Source organism: Microbacterium sp. Leaf159 (genome assembly GCF_001423615.1).
Classification (GTDB): Bacteria; Actinomycetota; Actinomycetes; order Actinomycetales; family Microbacteriaceae; genus Microbacterium.
This window is the reverse complement of the sequence record NZ_LMOU01000001.1, coordinates 1,934,753-1,956,102: the sequence shown is the minus strand read 5'-3', so window position 1 is coordinate 1,956,102 and position 21,350 is coordinate 1,934,753. Positions and strand designations below refer to the sequence as shown.

At 69.0% G+C, this 21,350-nt stretch carries 13 protein-coding genes; 9 read left to right on the top strand and 4 right to left on the bottom strand.

All coding sequences use genetic code 11. The annotated features are described in order from the left end of the window. Positions 1-3 precede the first annotated feature (3 nt). Positions 4-969, bottom strand: a complete 966-nt coding sequence (locus ASF80_RS09135; protein WP_056310050.1) for a pirin family protein — start codon at positions 967-969, stop codon at positions 4-6. A 64-nt stretch (positions 970-1,033) separates the two neighbouring features. Between ASF80_RS09135 and ASF80_RS09130 the strand changes: the two genes are divergently transcribed. After that, complete coding sequence (locus tag ASF80_RS09130; RefSeq protein ID WP_157521014.1) at positions 1,034-1,411, top strand: hypothetical protein; 378 nt, start codon at positions 1,034-1,036, stop codon at positions 1,409-1,411. 28 nt (positions 1,412-1,439) lie between these two features. Here the strand turns inward: ASF80_RS09130 and ASF80_RS09125 are convergent, their stop codons facing one another. Beyond that, a complete protein-coding gene (locus ASF80_RS09125; RefSeq protein ID WP_056310046.1) occupies positions 1,440-1,757 on the bottom strand; it encodes a GNAT family N-acetyltransferase in 318 nt (105 codons plus the stop codon). A gap of 91 nt (positions 1,758-1,848) precedes the next feature. On the opposite strand from ASF80_RS09125, the gene recQ reads away from it, so the two are divergent. Continuing rightward, complete coding sequence (gene recQ, locus ASF80_RS09120) at positions 1,849-3,879, top strand: DNA helicase RecQ (RefSeq protein ID WP_056310044.1); 2,031 nt, start codon at positions 1,849-1,851, stop codon at positions 3,877-3,879. Between the two features lie 13 nt (positions 3,880-3,892). Here recQ and ASF80_RS09115 read toward each other — a convergent pair whose 3' ends face one another. After that, positions 3,893-5,173: a TetR/AcrR family transcriptional regulator gene (locus ASF80_RS09115; protein WP_056311949.1), complete on the bottom strand. Its 1,281-nt coding sequence runs from the start codon at positions 5,171-5,173 to the stop codon at positions 3,893-3,895. A gap of 139 nt (positions 5,174-5,312) precedes the next feature. Here ASF80_RS09115 and ASF80_RS09110 point away from each other — a divergent pair, with 139 nt between their 5' ends. The 6 genes from ASF80_RS09110 (at position 5,313) to ASF80_RS09085 (ending at position 18,527) form a co-directional block, all read left to right on the top strand. Further along, a complete protein-coding gene (locus tag ASF80_RS09110) occupies positions 5,313-6,611 on the top strand; it encodes an MFS transporter (protein ID WP_056310042.1) in 1,299 nt (432 codons plus the stop codon). Positions 6,612-6,613: 2 nt separating this feature from the next. Continuing rightward, positions 6,614-8,368 carry a glycoside hydrolase family 3 protein gene (locus tag ASF80_RS09105; RefSeq protein WP_056310040.1) on the top strand — a complete coding sequence of 585 codons (1,755 nt, stop codon included), beginning with the start codon at positions 6,614-6,616 and terminating at the stop codon, positions 8,366-8,368. A gap of 297 nt (positions 8,369-8,665) precedes the next feature. Further along, a complete protein-coding gene (locus tag ASF80_RS09100; protein WP_157521013.1) occupies positions 8,666-14,182 on the top strand; it encodes a choice-of-anchor G family protein in 5,517 nt (1,838 codons plus the stop codon). A gap of 76 nt (positions 14,183-14,258) precedes the next feature. After that, the gene (locus ASF80_RS09095; protein WP_056310036.1) at positions 14,259-15,074 is read left to right on the top strand and encodes a DUF5819 family protein; all 816 of its coding nucleotides are present in this window, start codon (positions 14,259-14,261) and stop codon (positions 15,072-15,074) included. Next, positions 15,071-16,306 carry an HTTM domain-containing protein gene (locus ASF80_RS09090; RefSeq protein WP_056310033.1) on the top strand — a complete coding sequence of 412 codons (1,236 nt, stop codon included), beginning with the start codon at positions 15,071-15,073 and terminating at the stop codon, positions 16,304-16,306. The genes ASF80_RS09095 and ASF80_RS09090 overlap by 4 nt, the downstream gene beginning before the upstream one ends. Before the next feature lie 151 nt (positions 16,307-16,457). Further along, positions 16,458-18,527, top strand: coding sequence for an acyl-CoA dehydrogenase (locus tag ASF80_RS09085; protein WP_056311947.1), 2,070 nt, complete (start codon positions 16,458-16,460; stop codon positions 18,525-18,527). A gap of 117 nt (positions 18,528-18,644) precedes the next feature. Here the strand turns inward: ASF80_RS09085 and ASF80_RS09080 are convergent, their stop codons facing one another. Further along, entirely contained in the window at positions 18,645-19,736 is a 1,092-nt protein-coding gene (locus ASF80_RS09080; protein WP_056310031.1) for a hypothetical protein, read from the bottom strand. A 113-nt stretch (positions 19,737-19,849) separates the two neighbouring features. On the opposite strand from ASF80_RS09080, the gene ASF80_RS09075 reads away from it, so the two are divergent. Beyond that, positions 19,850-20,896 carry an NAD(P)-dependent alcohol dehydrogenase gene (locus ASF80_RS09075; RefSeq protein ID WP_056310029.1) on the top strand — a complete coding sequence of 349 codons (1,047 nt, stop codon included), beginning with the start codon at positions 19,850-19,852 and terminating at the stop codon, positions 20,894-20,896. The last annotated feature ends 454 nt before the right edge of the window (positions 20,897-21,350 follow it).

Sequence of the window (21,350 nt, the reverse complement as noted above, 5' to 3'; positions counted from 1 at the left end):
GGATCAGATCCTGCGGCCGCGCGGCATCAGGCGCACGTCGGGCAGGGGAGGAGCGGGGATGCGCACGTCGTGACCCTCGACGACTCCGAACCGCGGGGAGGCCGCCTCCCACTCGGTGCGCGCCTCGACGATCTCCTCGTGCGTGCGGCCGGCGAAGTTCCACCACATGACGATCTCGTCGTCGAACGGCTCACCGCCGACCAGGAAGAGCAGGGCGCCCTTCGTGCTGGCGACGTCGATCGCCTCCCTCGAATCCCCGAGGTACAGCATGTCGTTCCGGGTCATCTCGTGTTCGGAGATCGAGACATCGCCTTCGACGAGCATGATCGCGTGCTCCCAGTCCTCCCGCAGAGGCAGTCGCACGCGGGCGCCGGCCGGGACCACGACCTCGGCGCCGACGATCGGGGTGTGCACGGTCGCGGGGGAGGCCGTGCCGGCGAACTCGCCGAGCACGACGGTGGCCGTGGCATCCGCGCCCTCGTGGGCGACCAGGGACACCTGAGGGAGGTCTGCATGCCGCTCGAACCCGCCGACCCCCTGACGTGCACCGTCGGGGAGCACGACCCAGAACTGCAGGGCGTCGAGCGGGATCGGGTCGTCACCGATCGAGTACTCCGAGTGCGAGATGCCGTTGCCCGCGGTCATCAGGTTCAACTGGCCCCGTCGGAGGTCGGCGTCGCTGCCGAGCGAATCCCGGTGGCGGATCTCGCCGACGAGCGGCCAGGTGACCGTCTGCAATCCGATGTGCGGGTGCGGCTCGACGCGCATCCTGGTGTCCGCCGGTCCGAATCTGTCGAGGAAGCACCAGGCTCCGATCGTCGGCAGATTGCGGTGCGGCAGCACGCGCAGCACCTTCATGCCCCGGACGCCGCCGAGCGGAACCTCGCGCGGCTCGAGCACGATGCGGCGCTCTCCGATCATCGGCGCAGCTCCGTGGGCGTCGGCGGATCCGCTCGCGATCTCGGTCATCCGATTCTCCTTCGCTCAGGTGCGTCTGCGCACGGTCGCACGAGCGGACTCATAGGCTCAGCGGATGAACGCTCGACGCTCTTCCATTATCGTGCTCGCCCTCGGTGCCTCGGCGGTGCTGCTGTCGGGGTGCGCATCCGGCGGAGACGCGGGCTTCTGCGGCCCGCTGCTCGACGACACGCAGACGTCGGCCGCAGCCTTCTCTCCGCTGATCCCCGGCATGAACTCCGAGGGCGACGTCACGGCGAGGCTCGCGCTCATGGAGAAGGTCGAGCCGACGCCCGAGCTGGCCGAGGACCTCGAGGCGTGGAAGGGCTACCTGACGGTGGCGGCGGAGTCGATCACCGATGACCCGACGGCGATGATCACCGCGTACGACGACGACGTCAAGGCATCGGGCGAGGCCCTCTTCGAGTACTACAACGGCACCTGCATGCAATAGGACGTTCGAGAGCGACCGCGCCCGGTCGTCAGGCTTCCGTCGGCGCGTCGCCGGGCCTCTTCGGCCAACGGATCTCCGCGCCGGGGATCTCATGGGTCGTGAGGTACTTGGCGATGTAGGGGCAGAGCGGCACGATCGCATCGCCGGTCGCCGCGGCATCCGTCAGCGCCCGCTCGGCGAGGATGCTCGCGAGGCCCTGACCCTGGAAGGCGGGGTCGAGCTCGGTGTGGATGAAGCGGATCGCCCCGGGTCGCAGCTGGTACTCCGCGTAGCCCGCGAGCGCGCCATCCGTGCGGATCTCGTAGCGGGACTCGTCGTCGTTGCGGGTGACGGTGATATCGGTCATCGAGTGCTCCTTCGGGTGTCTGCGTCCAACCTACGCCCGCTGAGTTGTGGACGGGCGGGCCGAGGTCGGCGGGGGTCGTTACGCTGGAGGGATGCCGCAGACTCCCCGTGACCCGTACGAGGATCTGCCGTACGCAGACGAGCCGTGGGACGGCGCCGAGTGGGAGCCCTCGGAGCCGCCGGAGCCCATGGACTGGGTGCCGCAGGGTGCAGGCTACGAGCCGCCGCTCGACTGGGGCCCAGGCCCGGTCACGCCGGTGGGGCAGGCGAAGACCGCATCGGCTGCGCCGGCGCGACGTGCTGCGCCCAGCCGGTACCCGAGTGCGGGCGAGGCGCTGCACACGGTCTTCGGATACGACGAGTTCCGCGGTGACCAGGCGGCGATCGTCGAGCACGTGATCGGCGGCGGCGATGCCGTCGTGCTCATGCCGACCGGTGGCGGCAAGAGCGTCACGTACCAGGTGCCGGCGCTCGTGCGCGAGGGCACGGGGCTCGTGGTCAGCCCGCTGATCGCACTCATGCACGACCAGGTCGACGCGCTGCGGGCCAACGGCGTCAGCGCGGCGTATCTCAACTCGACGCAGTCGATCGACGAGCGCCGCGAGGTCGAGCGCGCGTATGTCGCGGGCGAGCTCGATCTCATCTACGTCGCTCCCGAGCGACTGTCCTCGCCGCAGACGACGGCTCTGCTGCAGCGGGGAACCCTCAGCGTCATCGCGATCGACGAGGCCCACTGCGTGTCGCAGTGGGGCCATGACTTCCGCCCCGACTACCTCGCGCTCGGCGACCTCGGCGAGCGGTTCCCCGGAGTGCCGCGCATGGCGCTCACGGCGACCGCCACCCGGGCGACGCATAAGGAACTCACCGAGCGGCTGCGCCTCGACGACGCCAAGCACTACGTCGCGAGCTTCGACCGCCCCAACATCCAGTACCGCATCGTGCCGAAGGTCGACCCGCGCAAGCAGCTCGTGGCCTTCATCCGCGCGCAGCCCGAGGGCTCCGTGGGCATCGTCTATGCGCTGAGCCGCAAGTCGGTCGAGCAGACCGCGACGTATCTCGCGGCGCAGGGCTTCGACGCCCTGCCCTACCACGCGGGTCTCCCCGCCGAGGTGCGGGCGAAGAACCAGTCGCGCTTCCTCCGTGAAGACGGCGTCGTGATGGTCGCGACGATCGCCTTCGGCATGGGCATCGACAAGCCCGACGTGCGGTTCGTCGCCCACATCGACCTGCCGAAGTCCGTCGAGGGGTACTACCAGGAGACAGGCCGTGCGGGTCGTGACGGCGAGCCGTCGATCGCATGGATGGCCTACGGCCTGGGCGACGTGGTGCAGCAGCGCCGCATGATCGACCAGAGCCCGGGCGACCGCACGTTCAAGATGCGCCTGGGGCAGCACCTCGACGCCATGCTCGCGCTGTGCGAGACGGTCGAATGCCGCAGGCAGAACCTGCTCGGCTACTTCGGGCAGGACTCCCAGCCCTGCGGCAACTGCGACACCTGCCTGGAGGCGCCCGAGACCTTCGACGGGCTCGTCCCCGCCCAGAAGCTGCTCTCGACGATCGTGCGGCTCAAGCGTGAGCGCAACCAGTCGTTCGGCGCCGGACACCTGATCGACATCCTCCGGGGAGCCTCGACCGAGCGCATCCGGCAGCAGGGGCACGAGAAGGTCGCCACCTACGGCATCGGCGCCGACCTCTCGGATCAGGACTGGCGCAGCGTCGTCCGGCAGCTTCTCGCCCGCGGCATCATCGCGGCGCAGGGAGACTACGGCACGCTCGCCCCTGGCGAGCAGGCCGCCGGGGTGCTGAAGGGCGAGACGCCCGTGCCATTGCGCAAAGACACGATCGGACGACCGGCATCCACGCCACGGGCGCGCAAGGCGAGTGCGGCTGATGCGCTGGATGCCGGCGACCGCGGTCTGTTCGAGGCGCTCCGCGCCTGGCGCGCCGAGACCGCTCGCGAAGAGGGCAAGCCGGCGTACATGGTCTTCGGCGACGCGACCCTGCGCGCGCTCGCCGAGCATCGTCCGGCCTCGCTCGCCGATCTCGACGGCATCACCGGGATCGGTGCCAAGAAGCGCGACGGCTACGGCGAGGGCGTTCTGGCGGTCATCGCCTCCGCCTGATCGCGCGCGACGCTCACACTCGAGGAAGCACGTCCTCGAGATGCGCGCGCAGGTGCGCCGCGACGTCGACGGCATCGCGGTCGTAGAGCCACTGGTACTGCAGTCCGTCCCACAGCGCGAGGAGCCAGACGGCCTCGTGCTCGGGGTCACGGTGATCCGGAAGGTCCCCGTCGACCTGCGCGAGCCGGAACAGCTCGGCGAAATGATCGATCACCCTGCGGAACCGCTCGGTGAAGTAGTCGTGGGCGGGGTGCCCGGCCGGCACGGCCTCGCACGAGAGCACCGCATAGACCTCGATCAGACCGGGCTCGTCGAGGGCGTTCACGCGGGCACCCTCGTGGATCGCACGCAGCACGTCGGCAGCCCGCTCCGCCCGGTGCGCGTCCGTGCGCTCCTGGATCGACCGGTCGCGCTCCGAGAGCACGGCGCTGAGCAGCAGCTCCTTCGAGGCGTAGTGGTGGAGCAGAGTCGACTTCGACACCCCGACGGCCTCGGCGATGTCGCGCAGGCTCGTGTCGCCGTATCCGGCGCGGGAGAAGAGTCGCATCGCGTCCGCGAGGATCTGCGCTCGCCGCCGTCGGCCTACGGCGTAGCCCGGGTCGGTCTCGGGTGCTCCCTCGACCGCCGTGCCGTCGAGCGAGGGCAAGGGGCCCGCTGCGTCTGCGACGGGGGCGGGCTGATCGGAGTCCCGCCAGCCGGCGGGGAGCGCCCAGAGCGATTCCCGCTCCTCGAGCATCTGCACCACATCGACGCGGTCGGGGAGATACTGCGAGATCAGCTGCAGGCCGTCCCATCCGGCCATGTGCCTCGTCGTCTCATCAGACACGTCGCGGGCGGATTCGACGGTGCCGTGCAGTGCTGCGTCCTCGAGGACATCGGAGCTCAGCGCTCGCAGTCGCGCGTAGCGCTCGCGCATCCGCTCGTGGGCCGGGTGATCGGGGGCGGACGCCTCGCCGGTCAGCGCGGCGAAGAGCTCGAGGTAGCCCGGCGTGCGCGCGTTGCGTCTGGCGACGTCGGCGAAGATCAGCTCACCGGATTCGGATGCCGCGGCGATGAGGTCGAAGGCCTTCTCGTTGTCGTCTTCGAACCCGGCTACCACTTCGGCGAGCAGGTCGTCCTTCGACGCGAAGTGGCCGAGAAGTCCGGGGTGGCTGACCGAGGCAGCCGCGGCGATGTCTCGCAGCGACGTCGACCGGTATCCGTTCGAGATGAAGAGCTCGCGGGCGGCGTCCACGATCCGCTGCCGGGTCTCGGCCGCGCGCGCCTGACGGGAGCCTGTCGCCGCAGTCGTCATCGCCGCCCCCTTCTCTCCCATTCTGTCTCATTACCAATCGGTCGATATTCACTTACCAAACGGTCGAGATTCGTGTATCGTCATCTCTCGACGCCGAGTCGCGGAGGACCGGCGCACCCTTTGCCCGAAAGGACCCCCAATGACAGAGCTGTCATCGGCCGCCACTGCGGCGGCCGTCGGAACGACCGGCTTCAAAGCCCCCGGCACCACGCCCCTCAAGACCCCGCGCGGCTACACCCCCGGACTCGCCGCCGTGAACTTCGGCGTCTACCTGGCGCTGCTCACCCCCGTGATGGTGTCGATGGCGTTCAAGATCCAGCGCCTCGACCCGGTGAACACCGAGGGCAGCCTCGGCCTCGTGATGGGTGTCGGCGCCGCCTTCGCCCTGATCGCGAACCCGCTCGTCGGCCGCCTCTCCGACCGCACCACCTCCAAGTGGGGCATGCGGCGCCCGTGGATCCTCGGCGGAGCGATCGTCGGGCTCGGCGGCTTCGTGATCATCGGCGCCGCGACCTCGGTGCTCGTCGTCCTGCTGGCCTGGTGCCTTGTGCAGGCGTCCATGAACGCGGTTCTCGCCGCCGCCAACGCGACCCTGCCCGACCAGGTCCCCGTCTCCAGCCGCGGCAAGGTCTCGGGCATCATCGGCATCACGACTCCCATCGGCATCCTCGCCGGAAGCTTCATCGTGAACTTCCTCCCCGGTGACTTCGAGCGCTTCGTGGTTCCCGGTGCGATCGCCCTGATCCTGGTCGTCGTGTTCGTGCTGACGCTCAAGGATCGCCGCCTCACCGAGAAGCCTGCGACCCCTTTCACGATCGGCACGTTCTTCGGCTCGTTCGTCTTCAATCCCCGCAAGCACCCCGACTTCGGCTGGACGTGGCTGACCAAGTTCTTCGTGATGTTCGGTTACGCCGGCATCGCCACCTTCCTCCCGCTCTACCTCGTCAACAAGTTCGCGCTCGACGAGCAGGCGGCGGTGGGCACGATCCTGATCGCGAATCTCGCCTCCATGGCGGCGATGGCCATCTCGGCACCCCTCGGCGGATTCCTCTCCGACAAGATCGGCAAGCGCCGTCCGTTCGTCGCGATCGCCGGCGTGATCATGGTGGTCGGCCTCGTGATCCTCGCCGTCGCTCCCAGTATCGAGATCGTCATCGTCGCGCAGACGATCATCGGACTCGGGGCAGGGTCCTTCCTGTCGGTCGACCTCGCCCTGGCCACCGAGGTGCTGCCCAACCCCGACGACGTGGCGAAGGACCTCGGCGTGCTCAACATCGCCAACGCCCTCCCGCAGTCGATCGCTCCCGCGATCGCGCCGAGCATCATCGCCCTGGGAGCCGCCACCCCGCTCGGCGGATACACCACCTGGTACCTGTTCGGTGCGCTCGTCGCACTCGCCGGTGCCGTGCTCGTCTACCGCATCAAGGGAGTCAAGTGACCATGACAGACGTGACCACCGCCCGACCCTGGCTCGACACGAGCCTTCCTGTCGACGACCGTGTGCAGCTGCTTCTCCACGAGATGAGCATCGAGGAGAAGGCGGGGCTGTTCTTCCACACGATGATCGCGATCGGCGACCTCGACGAGGCGAACCCGGTCTTCGCGACCCCGAGCGCGCGCGAGTTCGTGCACGTCAAGAACATGACCCACTTCAACCTGCTCGGTGCGGCTCCCACCGGACGCGAGATCGCCGCGTGGCAGAACGCCCTGCAGCGTCTCGCCGCAGACACGCGACTCGGCATCCCGGTGACGCTGTCGACCGATCCGCGGCACTCGTTCAGCGAGAACCCCGGCGCGTCGATCCTGGCGGGGCCCTTCTCCCAGTGGCCCGAGACGCTGGGGCTCGCGGCCACTCGCGACCCCGAGCTGGTGGAGCGTTTCGCAGATATCGCGCGTCAGGAATATACGGCCGTGGGTCTGCGCGTCGCGCTGCACCCGCAGGTCGATCTGGCCACTGAATCTCGCTGGGCTCGCCAGACTGCGACCTTCGGTGAGGATGCCGAACTGTCGGGCATTCTCGGTGCGGCATATATCCGTGGCTTCCAGGGCGCGAGCTTCGGTCCCGGCTCCGTCTCGACCATGACGAAGCACTTCCCCGGCGGCGGACCGCAGAAGGACGGCGAAGATCCGCACTTCCCGTACGGCCGTGAGCAGGTCTACCCTGGCGGGCAGTTCGAGCTGCACCTCAAGCCGTTCGAAGATGCCCTCGCGGCGGGAACCCGGCAGATGATGCCGTACTACGGCATGCCCGTCGGCACCGAGTACGAGGAGGTCGGATTCGGGTTCAACAGGTCCGTCATCACCGGGCTGCTCCGCGAGCGCTACGGCTTCGACGGCCTGGTGTGCACCGACTGGGGCCTGATCAACGACGCCGAGATCTTCGGCCAGCCCTTCCCCGCCAGGGCATGGGGCGTCGAGGACCTGACGCCGCGCGAGCGGATGCTGAAGGTGCTCGATGCGGGCGCCGACCAGTTCGGCGGCGAGGACTGCCCCGAGCTGCTGCTCGAGCTCGTCGCGGACGGCTCGGTGTCGGAGAAGCGACTCGACATCTCCGCCCGTCGCATCCTCCGCGAGAAGTTCGAGCTCGGGCTCTTCGAGAACCCGTACGTCGATGAGGATGCCGCCGACGAGGTCGTCGGACGCGCGGAGTTCCGTGCCGCCGGTGAGGCGGCTCAGCGTGCATCCGTCACGGTGCTGACGAACGACGGATCGCTGCCCTTCGCCGTGGGGATCAAGCTCTACGTCGAGGGGATCGACGCCGAGGCCGCGGCGGCCTACGGCACGGTCGTCGCGACCCCCGCGGAGGCCGATCTCGCGATCATCCGACTGCAGGCGCCGTTCGAGCAGCGCGAGACCATGTTCGAGAACTTCTTCCACGCGGGCTCGCTGGACTTCGCAGACGACGTGATCGCCCACGTGGGCGAGGTGGCGAGCACGGTGCCGACCGTGGTCGACGTGCTCGCGGATCGCCCGCCGATCCTCCAGCCGATCACCGATGCGGCGGCGGCCGTGACGGTCAACTGGGGCGTCTCTGCGGCCGCCCTGCTCGATGTCCTGAGCGGGGTCGTGAGCGCGCAGGGCGCGCTGCCGTTCGACCTGCCGAGGTCGATGGCCGCGGTCGAGGCATCGCGCCCCGACGTCCCGTTCGACTCCGCAGATCCGCTCTTCCGGTTCGGGCACGGCCTCACGCTCTAGCGACCCGACCGCGCACGGAAACGCCCCGCAGGCATCGACCTGCGGGGCGTTTCTGCGTGCTCTGACCGGCCGACGATTCGTCCTGCCGATCCGCCGCCGAGCAGGCACCTGTGGGGTGGTTAGTGAAAGCGCCGACGAAATGTCTCAGATCATGACGATTCCCGAACGAAGTCTGGACGTTGGCTGGACTTAACAATCTCGATCCCGCAATACTGTCTGGACATGCGCTCGGTCGACTCGTGTCGACGCCTGGGGAGGGCCTTGTGACGCGGAACATCTGCATCACGGGAGAGGCGAATGGAATTTCTGAGGGGGAAGACTCTGCGGCGACGCAGAGCCATCGGAGGGGGTATCGCCGGCGTGACCGTCGGCGCGGTCATCCTCGCAAGTGCACTGATACCGACGGCGGCCACTGCGGCACCCGGTGACGAGTCCGCGTCGAGTTCGCGATTCCTCAGCGGCAGCCTTCTGCTCGGGGGGATCTCGCTCGACGACGTCGCGGAGCTCGACGGTTCGGCCACGAGCAACAGCGGCGATCCGACGCCTGTCACCGAGACGAGTTCCCTCGATCTCACGGCGTTGAACGCCTTGAACCTCGGAATCCCCGGTGGCCTCAGCGTGCCGCTCGGCGGATTCCTGCAGCTCGGCGCCGTGAACCAGTATTCGCAGTCGTCGGATGCCGGCGTCTCGCGTGCCGCGACCGGTGCGGTCAGCGACACCGGAGTCATCGACACCACAGGTGCCGGGGCATACCCCGCTGACGCGTCGCTGAACCTGCAGGGGCTGCTCGGCTCCGCAGTGACCTCGGCGGTCGCCGACCTCGACATCTCACTCGACGCCATCAGCGCAGAGGTCGCCATCGACGGCACCGGTGCCGTCACGCGCGACTACAACGTCGCCGGCGGAAACCTCCAGCTGACACTTCCCGCCATCGGCGGCCTGGTGAACACGCTCACCGGCACCGGGGGCGTCGCATCGACCGTCGATGCGGCCGTCGCCACGCTCGCGGGACCGAACGGCCTCCTCGCGCAGGCGCTCGCTGGACTCAACGCCGCGCTCGCCCCGATCCTCGGGAACAGCGGCGTCAACATCGCGATCACCACCAACGTCAACGCGGCGCTGAACACCGTGCTCGACACCCCGGTGGGCGACGGAGTGATCACGGTCAACCTGCGCACGGGTGCGGTCGAGGCCGACCTCGACGCGCTGCTCTCCGACACCACGGGGCACGGCCTCAACGGCCTCGCGGTGAACGAGGAGGTGCTGTCGGCCGACGTGCTGAACAACCTGATCACGCGCGTGGGCAACGTGCTCGAGACGGTTCCGGCTCTCGTCCAGACCACCCTCACCAACACGCTGAATGCCGCGACCCTGAACATCAACGTGGCCGTGTGTCTCGTCGGAACGGGGCCGACGTGTACGACGACCATCGTCGACATCGGCACGGGCCTCCAGGTCTCGGTGCCGAACCAGACGCTGGGCAGCGTCGTCAACGGCACCGCGACGGCGACCATCTCGCTGAAGGTCGCGGGTCTTCCGATCACCATCCCGGTCGGAACCCTGCTCGGTGCTCTCACGACGCCGATCAACGCGACCCTGTTCGGACCGACCGGAGTGATCGCGACGGTCGTCCCGACGGTCACGACGGCGGTCACCACGATCATCACGGCCCTCGACCCTGTCGTCGGACTCCTCAACGGCGTCGTCTCGCTGCGCGGCAACGTGCAGCCGGACAACGGCCCGATCTACAGCGAGGAGGCGTTCGTCCTCACGGTCGGCGATCTGCTCGGTGCAGGCGGAGTCGGAACCGTGGTCCTGGCGCACGCGCAGGCCGGCCCGAACGAGCTGGCTGCGGTCGTCCCGGCCGTCGACGCGGCACCCACGGTGCAGGCGGGCACGAACCTTCCGGTGACCGGCTCCGGCTGGCCCGCGAACACCGATGTCGAGGTCGAGGTGACGACCGCCGGCGGAACTGCGGTCAATGACCCGGTGACCGTCACGACGGATGGCTCGGGTGCCTTCACGGGCAGCGTGTTCATCCCCGCGGCGACGACGCCGGGGGCCGGTTACATCGTGACGGCGACAGACGGCACGAGCGATGCGACCGACACCACCGAGGTCACCGCTGCGGCGGCGATCGACGCGGCACCCGCTGTGCAGGCGGGCACCGACCTCGGAGTCTCCGGAACGAACTGGCCCGCGAACACGCAGGTCTCGGTGCAGCTCGCGGCTCCCGGTGGCGGCGCGAACATCGGCGGCCCCGAGCTCGTGACCACCGACGGGTCCGGCTCGTTCACCCTCGATTACCCGGTGCCGGCAGGAACTCCTGCCGCGACCGGTTACACGGTCACCGCGACCGTGGGAACGCAGACGGCGACCGACACGACCGAGGTGACGGATGCTCCCGTCGCGACGATCGATGCGGCGGCGACGGTGCAGGCCGGCACGAACCTCGCGGTCTCCGGCACGACCTGGCCCGCGAACACTCTGGTGTCGGTGCAGCTGACCGCTCCCGCTGGCGGCGCGAACGTCGGCGACCCTGTGACGGCGACGACGGACGGCGCAGGCGTATTCACGCTGAACTACCCCGTTCCCGCGTCGGCGGCTCCCGGCACCGCGTACACGGTCACGGCGACCGCAGGAGCGGTGACGGCGATCGACACGACTGAGGTGACGGCCGCTGCGGCAGTGGATGCTGCAGACACCGTCCAGGCGGGCACCAGCCTCCCTCTCACCGGCTCGAACTGGCCGGCGAACACCCAGGTCTCGGTGACACTCACGCCCCCGGGCGGCGGGGTCCCCTTCGATCCTGAGACGGTGACGACGGACGGTGCAGGCGCGTTCACGCTGAGCTACCCGGTTCCCGCCGCGGCGGTCCCCGGCGCGGGCTACACGGTCACGGCGACCGCAGGCACCCAGACGGCGACCGACACGACCGAGGTGACGGCCGCTGCTGCGGTCGATGCCGCGGCGACAGTGCAGGCGGGCACCAGCCTTCCTGTCACTGGTACCGGCTGGCCGGCGGACACGCAGGTCTCGGTGCAGCTGACCGCCCCCGGTGGGGGAGCGAACGTCGGCGGTCCTGAGACGGTGACGACGGATGGCGCGGGTGGCTTCACGCTGAACTACCCGGTTCCCGCGGATGCGACACCGGGCACGGGTTACACCGTGACGGCGACCGTGGGCACGCAGACCGCGACCGACACGACCGCGGTCACGGCGGCTGCGACCGTCGACGCCGACGCGACTGTCGAGGCGGGTACCGACCTCGCCGTTTCGGGCACCGACTGGCCCGCCGACACCGATGTCACAGTGCAGCTGACCGCTCCGGGCGGCGCCGTGATCGGCACACCGCAGGTGGTGACGACGGGCTCGCTCGGCGGCTTCACGATCGACTATCCGGTGCCGGCAGGAACCCCCGCAGGCACGGGCTACACGGTCACGGCGAGCGTCGGAACCCAGACGGCGACGGACACGACCGAGGTCACGGCGGCTCCTGTCGTCGTGGATGCGGCCGCATCCGTTCCCGCAGGCACCAACCTGAGCGTCACCGGAACGGGCTGGCCCGTGAACTCCTCGGTGTCGCTGCAGCTGACGGCTCCTGGTGGCGGCGCGGACGTCGGCGGTCCGGTGACCGCGACGACCGACGAGTTCGGTGCGTTCACGGCGAACTATCCCGTTCCCACCGACGCGGTTCCGGGCACGGGATACACGCTCACGGCCACGTCGGGTGCGTTCAGCGACACGGACACCACTGAGGTGACCGCGGGTGACCCTGGCGATGTCAACACGAACGCGGCGGCTTCGGCATCCGCGTCGGCTGACGCGACCGCAGACGGCGACCCGTCGGCGCAGGCGGCAGCAGAGGCTGCCGCTCTCTCCGATGCGACGTCGACCGCCTCCGCGGCGGCGACGGCCGATGCGACATCTGCGGCCGAGGCCGCGGCGACGACCGACGCGTCGACCACCGCATCCACCGACGTCACCTCGACGGCCAACGCCTCTGTGGCTGTGGCTGCTCAGGCGGCGGCTCAGGCGGATGCGTCAGACGACGTGAACGCGGATGCCTCCACGGCGGCGGACTCGAACTCGGCAGCATCGTCGGAGTCGGCGGCGACGGCGGATTCGTCGACGGACGCCTCTTCGGAGGCGTCGGCGAACACGAACTCGGCGGCTTCGGCATCCGCGTCGGCTGACGCGACCGCAGACGGCGACCCGTCGGCGCAGGCCGCGGCAGAATCCGCGGCCTTCTCGGATGCGACGGCGATCGCCTCGGCGGCCGCGGATGCCAGTGCGGAGTCGGCGGCTGAGGCCGCGGCGCTCACCGCGGCATCGACGGATGCGTCGACGACCTCCACCTCGACGGCCAACGCCTCTGCGGCTGTGGCTGCTCAGGCGGCGGCTCAGGCGGATGCCTCGGATGACGTGAACGCGGATGCCTCCACGGCGGCGGACGCGAACTCGGCGGCATCGTCGGAATCGGCGGCGACGGCGGACTCGTCGACCACCGCCTCCTCCGAAGCTTCGGCGAACACGAACGCGGCGGCCTCGGCATCCGCATCTGCGAACGCCGACGCCTCGACCGATGCGATCGCGGAGGCGGCGGCGCAGGCCGCGGCATTCGCGGATGCCACGGCCGAGGGTTCGGCTGCGGCCGACCCGGCAGCGGAAGCGGCGGCGGAAGCGGCGGCGGAATCGGCTGCGACGGCCACGTCGTCGACGGCTGCCACCGCGGACGCCACCTCCGAGGCGAACGCCGGTGCGGCGATCGCAGCTCAGGCGGCGGCGCTGGCAGACGCGTCGACAGACACCGCGGCTGAGGCCTCGGCGACGTCGGACGCCAGCTCGAGTGCGGCATCGAACGCGAGCGCGGCGGCCATCGCCAGCGCATCGACCGATGCCTCCTCGGATGCGGTCGCCACGGCGGACGCATCGGCGGCGGCTGATCCGTCTGCGGAGGTCAACACCAACGCGTCTGCATCCGCGTCGGCATCGGCTCAGGCCGATGACGACAGCAACGCCTCGGTCGAGGCGGCGGCTGTCGCGGCGGCACTCGCCGATGCGACGAGCACCGCCTCGGCGGCTGCGGATGTGACGGCGGATGCAGCGGCGTCGGCCGCGGCGACCGACGACGCCTCCACGGATGCCTCGACCACTGCCACCACGGATGCGAACGCCTCCGCGGCGGTCGCGGCCCAGGCTGCGGCGCAGACCGATGCGACCTCGACGAGCGCGGCTGACGCGTCGGCTTCGGCCGATGCCGACCCGAACGCGTCGGCGGCCGCGGCGGCCAACGCCTCGTCGTCCGCGACGGCCTCCGCATCGGCTGCCGCCGACGCCTCGGCTGAGTCCGCTGCTGAGGCTTCGGCCTCGGCGACGGCTGAGGCTTCGGCCTCTGCGGATGCAGCGGCCGACCCGACCGGCAAGATCGCCATCGCGATCAAGGTCCCGGTTCTCGAGCGCGGCGCCCAGCAGACCGCGGTCGGCACCGGGTTCGCGCCGGGTGAATCCGTCAGCGGTGTGATGACCTCCGCCCCGATCGCGCTGGGGACTCAAGTCGCCGACGCGCAGGGCACGGTCACCTTCACCTGGACGGTCCCGTCCAGCACCGATCTCGGAACCCACACCGTGACCCTGACCGGAGCGAGCTCCGGCAGCGTGGCGGCCACGTTCCAGGTCGTGGCCTCGGGCCTCGCCACCACCGGTGGCGAGATCCAGGGCGGATGGATCGCTCTGGCGGCCCTGCTGCTGATGCTCGGACTGGGGGCGACGCGGATCGCACGATCCCGTCGGCCGATGGTCCAGGCGGAGTAGAACGCAGTGCACGAACGCTGAAAGGTCGGGGCCGTCGCTGAGGCGGCTCCGACCTTCAGCGGTGAGAAGGATGTGAATGAGCACCATGACTGAGACCTCACCGGAAGAGCAGACGGCGTCGGCGTCCGTCGCCCAGGCACGACCCCGCCCGACCTGGTGGGTGAAGCTCATCGCGTTCGCGGCGTGCCTGCTGACCCTGTGGCATGTGGGAGCGTCGTTCCTCTGGATCGCGCCTTACTCGGCGCTGCGGGAGATCCCCACACAGGAGGTCCTCGCCGGCTACATGCTGCCCATGTTCGGTCAGTCGTGGAGCGTGTTCGCCCCCGAGCCGATCAACGGGGACTACCACTTCAACGTCCGTGCCGTCATAGAGAAGGACGGCGAGGAGATCGAGACCGGGTGGGTGAGCGCGACCGACGTCGAGCTCTCGATGATCCGGTACAACCTCATGCCGCCGCGCGCCGGCATCCAGTCCAGCGAGGTCGCCAGCGGTCAGATGAACGCGTTCAACAAGCTGAACGCCGATCAGAAGGCCGTCGTCGGTCTCGACTTCGCCGAGGGCGACTGGGAGGAGTGGATGGTGCGCTCCTTCGACGAGCTCGAGGGTGACAACCCTTCGACCGAGGCCTACATGGCTGAGGAGCACCTCTCGACCGCGTACGCCACCCAGGTCGCCTACGCGATCTGGGGCGCCGACGCCGTCGTCAAGGTGCAGTACCGCGTGAGCAGGCAGAACGTGGTCCCCTATGCGGATCGCAACGACCCCGGGGCGCAGCGCCCCGACCCGACGTTCTCGACCACGGGCTGGCGACTGCCTATAGAAGAGGAAGGCCAGAGCCGCGAGAACTTCGCCGCCACCTTCCGCGCCCAGTTCGAGAGGATCCAGCCGTGAGCGCGCCGATCAAGACCGCGGCGCCCCGCGCGAACGCGAAGAAGAAGGATGCCGCGAAGAGCACGGATGCGGCGGCCACCCGAGCGACGACCACGGCGCCCGCTCCGGCATCCGCTCCCTCGACCCCGGAGCGGGTGCCGGCACCGGCACCCGCTCCGGCCTCCGTGCCGCCGAAATCCTTCATCACCCGCCTGCTGAGCTTCGCGTCGTCGATGATCGCGGGGCTCTGGGCGATGGTGCTCTCGGCCATCGATCGCATCTCGGCGTTCGTCGGTGACTGGCTCTTCAACGGCAAGAAGGCGCTCTACGGGCTCGCGGTCACGCGCATCCTGTTCGGAGTAACGGCGATCGGCCTGCTCGCGGCGAACTTCGGCACCCGTCTCTACACGTTCGGATCCGGGTCGGCGTGGAACGGCGAGATGGTCGAGCCCGTCAGCGAGTTCCCCAAGATCTGGGTCTTCAGCGCCTTCCACGCGGCGATGGGCAACGACGTCCTCTATACATCTCTCTATCTGCTCCTCGGCGTGCTCGCGGTGCTGTTCGTGCTCGGATGGCGCTTCCGCATCGTGCTGCCGGTCTTCTTCTGCCTGTGGGTCGGGTTCGTCGAGGCCAACGACATGGTGGGCGATCAGGGCGACAACATGTTCCGCATCGCGTTGCTGCTGCTGTTCTTCGCCGATCCCGCCGCCCGCTGGTCGCTCGATGCCAAGCGTCGCGCGAAGAGCGGCGAATGGTTCGCGCCGAACAGCCAGCCGGCGCTGCTGGGCACGGTGTTCCACAACCTCGCGCTCGTGGCGCTCACCGCACAGGTGTGCTTCGTGTACGCCTCCGGTGCGCTCTACAAGGCGGGCGGCGCTCCCTGGGAAGAGGGGTACGCGGTCTACAACCCGCTGCAGACGGCGCGGTTCGGCACCTGGCCGGTGCTGAGCGACCTCGTCACCACGTGGGGGCCGATGGTCGTCGCGGCGACCTGGGGCTCGATCATCCTGCAGGTGGCGTTCCCGCTCATGCTGCTGACCCGGCCGACACGGCTGATCGGCCTGATCGGCATCCTGTCCTTCCACATCGGCATCGGCGTGCTCATGGGGCTGCCCTGGTTCTCTCTCACGATGATCGCGATCGACTCGATCTTCATCCGCGACCGCACGTGGGCCCGGCTCAGCTCCGGGACCAAGCGGCGGTGGGAGCAGACCAAGACCGCGCCTCCGCCCGGAGCGACCGTCGATGCCTGACGGGCCTCGCGTGGTGCCGACTGTGGTCTGACGACAATGCGGCGGGGCGGCGTGCCCGCTCGGCGTTGGAGGATGACCACAGGGGAGTTCACCCCTGGTTGTGGCAGACCTACCATGGAAGCATCTTTACTTCCCTCTGAGAGGAATGCTCATGGTCGACGCCGCCGTCCGTCCGAAGACGACTCGCTCCCACACCGACAGCGCTGACGCGAACCTGACGTTCGACGTCGCCCGGGTCACCGATCTGCTGATGGGCACCTGGGCCGACACTCGCCGCGAGGCGCGCGAGATGATCAAGGACTCGGCGTTCTGGCGCAAGGACGAACTGGGCAAGGACGAGCACCGCGAGCGCGTGCTCAGCCAGCTGCACCTGCTCGTCGAGAACAAGGCCGTGCACCGTGCGTTCCCGAAGTCGCTGGGCGGCGAGGAGAACAACGGCGGCAACATCGCGGGCTTCGAGGAACTGGTCGTCGCCGACCCGAGCCTGCAGATCAAGTCCGGTGTGCAGTGGGGGCTCTTCGGCTCCGCGATCCTGCAGCTCGGCACCACCGAGCACCACGAGAAGTGGCTGCCCGGTGTCATGGACCTCTCGATCCCCGGAGCGTTCGCCATGACCGAGATCGGGCACGGATCCGACGTCGCGGCCGTCGGCACGACCGCGACTTACGACCCCGAGACCGAGGAGTTCGTGATCAACACGCCGTTCCGCGGCGCCACGAAGGAGTACCTCGGCAACGCGGCCCTGCACGGGATCGCCGCGACCGTGTTCGCGCAGCTCATCACGAACGGCGTCAACCACGGCGTGCACTGCTTCTACGTGCCGCTGCGCGGAGAGGACGGCGTCGACCTGCCCGGCATCGGCCGTGAGGACGACGGCCTCAAGGGAGGCCTCAACGGCATCGACAACGGGCGCCTGAGCTTCGACCACATCCGCATCCCCCGCACGAACCTGCTGAACAAGTACGGCGACGTCGCGGCGGACGGCACGTACTCGAGCGCGATCGACAGCCCCGGTCGTCGCTTCTTCACGATGCTCGGCACGCTGGTGCAGGGGCGCGTCTCGCTCGACGGCGCGGCCTGCTGGGCATCCGCTCTCGGGTTGAAGATCGCGATCACCTACGCCACCCAGCGCCGTCAGTTCGACGGAGCAGACGGGCAGGAGGTCGTGCTGCTCGACTACGGCAAGCACCAGCGCCGACTGTTCCCGCGCCTCGCGACGACGTACGCGCAGATCTTCGCGCACGACGAGTTCCTGCAGAAGTTCGACGGAGTGTTCTCGGGCCGCACCGACACCCCGGCCGACCGCGAAGACCTCGAGACCCTGGCCGCGGCGCTCAAGCCGCTGTCGACCTGGCACGCGCTCGACACGCTGCAGGAGGCACGCGAGGCCTGCGGCGGAGCGGGCTTCATGTTCGAGAACCGTCTCGTCGGGCTCCGCGCCGACCTCGACATCTACGTCACCTTCGAGGGCGACAACAACGTTCTGCTGCAGCTCGTCGGCAAGCGTCTGCTCACCGACTACGCCAAGCAGTTCACGGGCAAGGATGCTGCGGCGCTGGCGAAGTTCGCCGTCGGGATGACCGCGGGCAAGGTGTTCCACGGTGCGGGGCTGCGTCAGTTCGGTCAGTCGGTCGTCGACCTGGGGCAGGTCGCGCGCTCGGTCGAGAACGGCCTGCGCGAGGAGCAGCAGCACCAGCTGCTCGCCGAGCGCGTGCAGCAGATGGTCGCCGACGTGGCCGGTCGCCTGCGTCCGGCGGGCAAGGACAAGGTGCTCGGCGCCCAGCTGTTCAACGAGAACCAGGCCGAGCTGATCGAAGCCGCGCGGGCCCACGGCGAACTGCTGCAGTGGGAGGCGTTCACCGACGCCGTCCACCGTGTCGACGACGCCGACACCAAGAAGGTGCTCACGTGGCTGCGCGACCTGTTCGGCCTGCAGCTCATCGAGAAGCACCTCGCGTGGCACCTCATCAACGGGCGCCTCTCGACGCAGCGCGCGGCCGCGGTGTCGCGGTACATCGACCGGCTGTGCACGCGGCTTCGTCCGTACGCGCTGGACCTCGTCGACGCGTTCGGCTACGAGCCGGAGCACGTGCGCGCACCCATCGCTTCGGGCGCCGAGCGCGAGCGTCAGGATGAGGCACGCGAGTACTACGCGGCACTCGCGGCATCCGGAGACGCTCCGGTGCTCGAGAAGGCGCTGAAGAAGAACGCCAAGCGCTGACGCGGAGTTCGCGACTTCACCGACAACGGCCGGGATCCTGGGATCCCGGCCGTTGTCGTCTGTCGTCTGTCGTCTGTCGTCTGTCGTCTGTCCTCGCGCCGCATGACGCTCTCGGGTTCAGGACCCGGGCTGAGGCGGATGCGGTGCGGGAGGCGGCTGCTGGCCGGGAGCGGGCTGCTGTCCGCGAGACGTCGGGTGCGGATGCTGCGTCGCGGTGGGCGGGAACTGCTCTGGCGGGTACTGCGACTCAGAGTTCTGTGCGCCCGGATACTGTGCGCCCGGATACTGCGCGCCCGGATACTGCCCCGCCGCGTACTGTGCCTGTGCGGACGAGGTGCCGCCCGAGTGCGCTGAACCGTCGCCCGCGAGCCTCGACTGGGCCCTGACGCGCAGCAGCACGACGGTGAACGCGAGATACAGCAGCCCGGCCGCTGCCCCGCCTCCATAGAGGAGCAGGGTCGGAACCACGGTGTTCAGGCCGCGCGGCAGCTGGAACAGCATCCGGAACGTGGCATCGGGAGCGGCGATCAGCAGGATGCTGGCGACCAGCAGCACGAGTGCCGGCAGGATCAGCGCGAAGGGAGACCACCTCGACACGGCGATGCCTGCGATAACGAGCAGGGTGCCGGCGAGGACCGTCGCTGCCGCGGCGGGGCGGAGGTCGAACTGGAATCGCTGCAGGGCGTAGAGCGCGCCGTCGGCGATGCCCCAGATGATCGCCCAGGCGCCCGCGGTCAGCAGCAACGGGGCGGCGACGATGCCGATCACGCCGAGAGCGGGGCCCTTCGGACGCGGGTCTCGGCGGACGAGAGCGAGCACAATTCCCATCGCCCCGAGAGCTGCCAGCACGATGAGAGGCAGTCCGTAGGCGAGGCCGTCGCCCCAGTCCCGCGGTTGGATCCGGATGATCCACGACAGTGTCACGGGGAACACCGCGACGATCAGGGGAACGATGCTGAAGATGCCGACGACGATCAGGCCGGCGGAACTCCAGATGCCGGTGAGCACGACCAGGATGAGCAGCGCGAGACCGAGAGCCTGCAGCAGCAGCGACCCGACCAGGGGCACCATGTACCCGTCGAACCCGTACGAGAAGAACGTGAGATTCATCGTCTGCCCGCCGATGGACAGCAGTATCAGTGCGATCGGCGTCAGTATGAGAGCGATCAGGATCGTGATCAGGCGGGCGGTCAAGGATGATCGGCGCATAGGACTTCCCCTCCGGAGTCGTAGCCCCACGGTACCGATCCGAGTGCCGGAACGACACAGGTTCACCCCGTAGTGTCGATCTGCCCCACCCGAACCGACCCGAGGAGTCTTCGATGACCCGTGTCCACGCCTACGCCGCACCGAGCGAAGCCGCACCGCTCGAGAAGACCGTGATCGAGCGACGAGAGCTCGGTGCCCACGACATCCTGATCGACATCGCTTTCGCGGGGATCTGCCACTCCGACATCCACACCGTCCGCGGAGACTGGGGCCCGCAGAGCTATCCGCTCGCGCCGGGGCACGAGATCGCCGGAATCGTGGCAGCCGTCGGTTCCGAGGTCACGAAGCACGCCGTCGGCGACCGCGTCGGCGTCGGTTGTCTCGTGAACTCCTGCGGTGAATGCCGCAACTGCGAGCGAGGCGAGGAGCAGTTCTGCTCGAACGGCGCGGTGGGCACATATGGCGCGACCGACCGCGACGGAACAATCACCCAGGGCGGCTACTCGGAGCAGGTCGTCGTGACCGAGTCGTTCGTCGTGCGCATCCCCGACGGTCTCGAGCTCGATGTCGCCGCACCCCTTCTCTGTGCAGGAATCACCACGTACTCGCCGCTGCGCCACTGGAACGTCGGGCCGGGCACCCGCGTCGCCGTCGTCGGGCTCGGCGGGCTCGGGCACATGGGGGTGCAGATCGCGCACGCCCTCGGGGCCGAGGTGACCGTGCTGTCGCAGACCCTCAACAAGAAGGACGACGGCATCCGCCTCGGCGCAGACCACTACTTCGCGACCAGCGACCCTGAGACCTTCCGCTCGCTGCGGGGGTCGTTCGACGTGATCCTCAACACGGTCAGCGCGGTGGTCGACCTCCGCGCCTACCTCGGCCTCCTCGATGTGGGCGGGTCGATGGTCTGCGTCGGTGCGCCGGCCGAGCCGCTGGAGGTTCATGTCGGATCGCTGATCGGCGGACGCCGCTCGCTCGCCGGATCGAACATCGGCGGCATCCGCGAGACACAGGAGATGCTCGATTTCTGCGCCGAGCACGGCATCGCATCGGAGATCGAAGTCATCACGGCCTCGCAGATCAACGAGGCATACGAGCGAGTGCTCGCGTCTGACGTGCGCTACCGCTTCGTCATCGACGCGAAGACGATGGCGGACTGACACCTCCGCAATTGTGTGATCGAAGTGGCCCCGCTCGTCGAGCGGGGCCACTTCGGCGTTCGGGGAGCGGCTGTCGTTGTCCCGCCGTTCTCCGTCTCGCCTGCTCGGCTTCTCGGGGGGTTGCCTCTCTGGGGCGTGTTCTTCGCCCCTGGGGTCGTTTCTTCGGGTCGTTCTTCGTTCGTCCTGGCCCCGACCCTCGGGTTTGTGCTTCTTTCGTGCTGGGCCCCGTCCCACGGGTTTGTGCTTCTTTCGTGCTGGTCGCTTCTTCGGCTCGTGCGTTTTTGTCCTGAGTCGCCGCTCGCGCTCGTGCTCGTGCTCGTGCGTCTCTCGTCTAGGGGTGTCTCTTCGGCTCGCGACCCTCTTGCAGCGCTGCCGCCCTGCGCGCCCTCTGGTGGACGACTCTGTGTCATTCTGGGAGATTGGAATACGGCTCTGATCTGGGGTAAAACGGGGC

Bases quoted from the DNA above. Each gene is read 5' to 3' on its own strand.
- ASF80_RS09135 (WP_056310050.1), bottom strand. From the start codon at position 969: ATGACCGAGATCGCGAGCGGATCCGCCGACGCCCACGGAGCTGCGCCG.
- ASF80_RS09130 (WP_157521014.1), top strand. From the start codon at position 1,034: ATGAACGCTCGACGCTCTTCCATTATCGTGCTCGCCCTCGGTGCCTCG.
- ASF80_RS09125 (WP_056310046.1), bottom strand. From the start codon at position 1,757: ATGACCGATATCACCGTCACCCGCAACGACGACGAGTCCCGCTACGAG.
- recQ (WP_056310044.1), top strand. From the start codon at position 1,849: ATGCCGCAGACTCCCCGTGACCCGTACGAGGATCTGCCGTACGCAGAC.
- ASF80_RS09115 (WP_056311949.1), bottom strand. From the start codon at position 5,173: ATGACGACTGCGGCGACAGGCTCCCGTCAGGCGCGCGCGGCCGAGACC.
- ASF80_RS09110 (WP_056310042.1), top strand. From the start codon at position 5,313: ATGACAGAGCTGTCATCGGCCGCCACTGCGGCGGCCGTCGGAACGACC.
- ASF80_RS09105 (WP_056310040.1), top strand. From the start codon at position 6,614: ATGACAGACGTGACCACCGCCCGACCCTGGCTCGACACGAGCCTTCCT.
- ASF80_RS09100 (WP_157521013.1), top strand. From the start codon at position 8,666: ATGGAATTTCTGAGGGGGAAGACTCTGCGGCGACGCAGAGCCATCGGA.
- ASF80_RS09095 (WP_056310036.1), top strand. From the start codon at position 14,259: ATGAGCACCATGACTGAGACCTCACCGGAAGAGCAGACGGCGTCGGCG.
- ASF80_RS09085 (WP_056311947.1), top strand. From the start codon at position 16,458: ATGGTCGACGCCGCCGTCCGTCCGAAGACGACTCGCTCCCACACCGAC.
- ASF80_RS09080 (WP_056310031.1), bottom strand. From the start codon at position 19,736: ATGCGCCGATCATCCTTGACCGCCCGCCTGATCACGATCCTGATCGCT.
- ASF80_RS09075 (WP_056310029.1), top strand. From the start codon at position 19,850: ATGACCCGTGTCCACGCCTACGCCGCACCGAGCGAAGCCGCACCGCTC.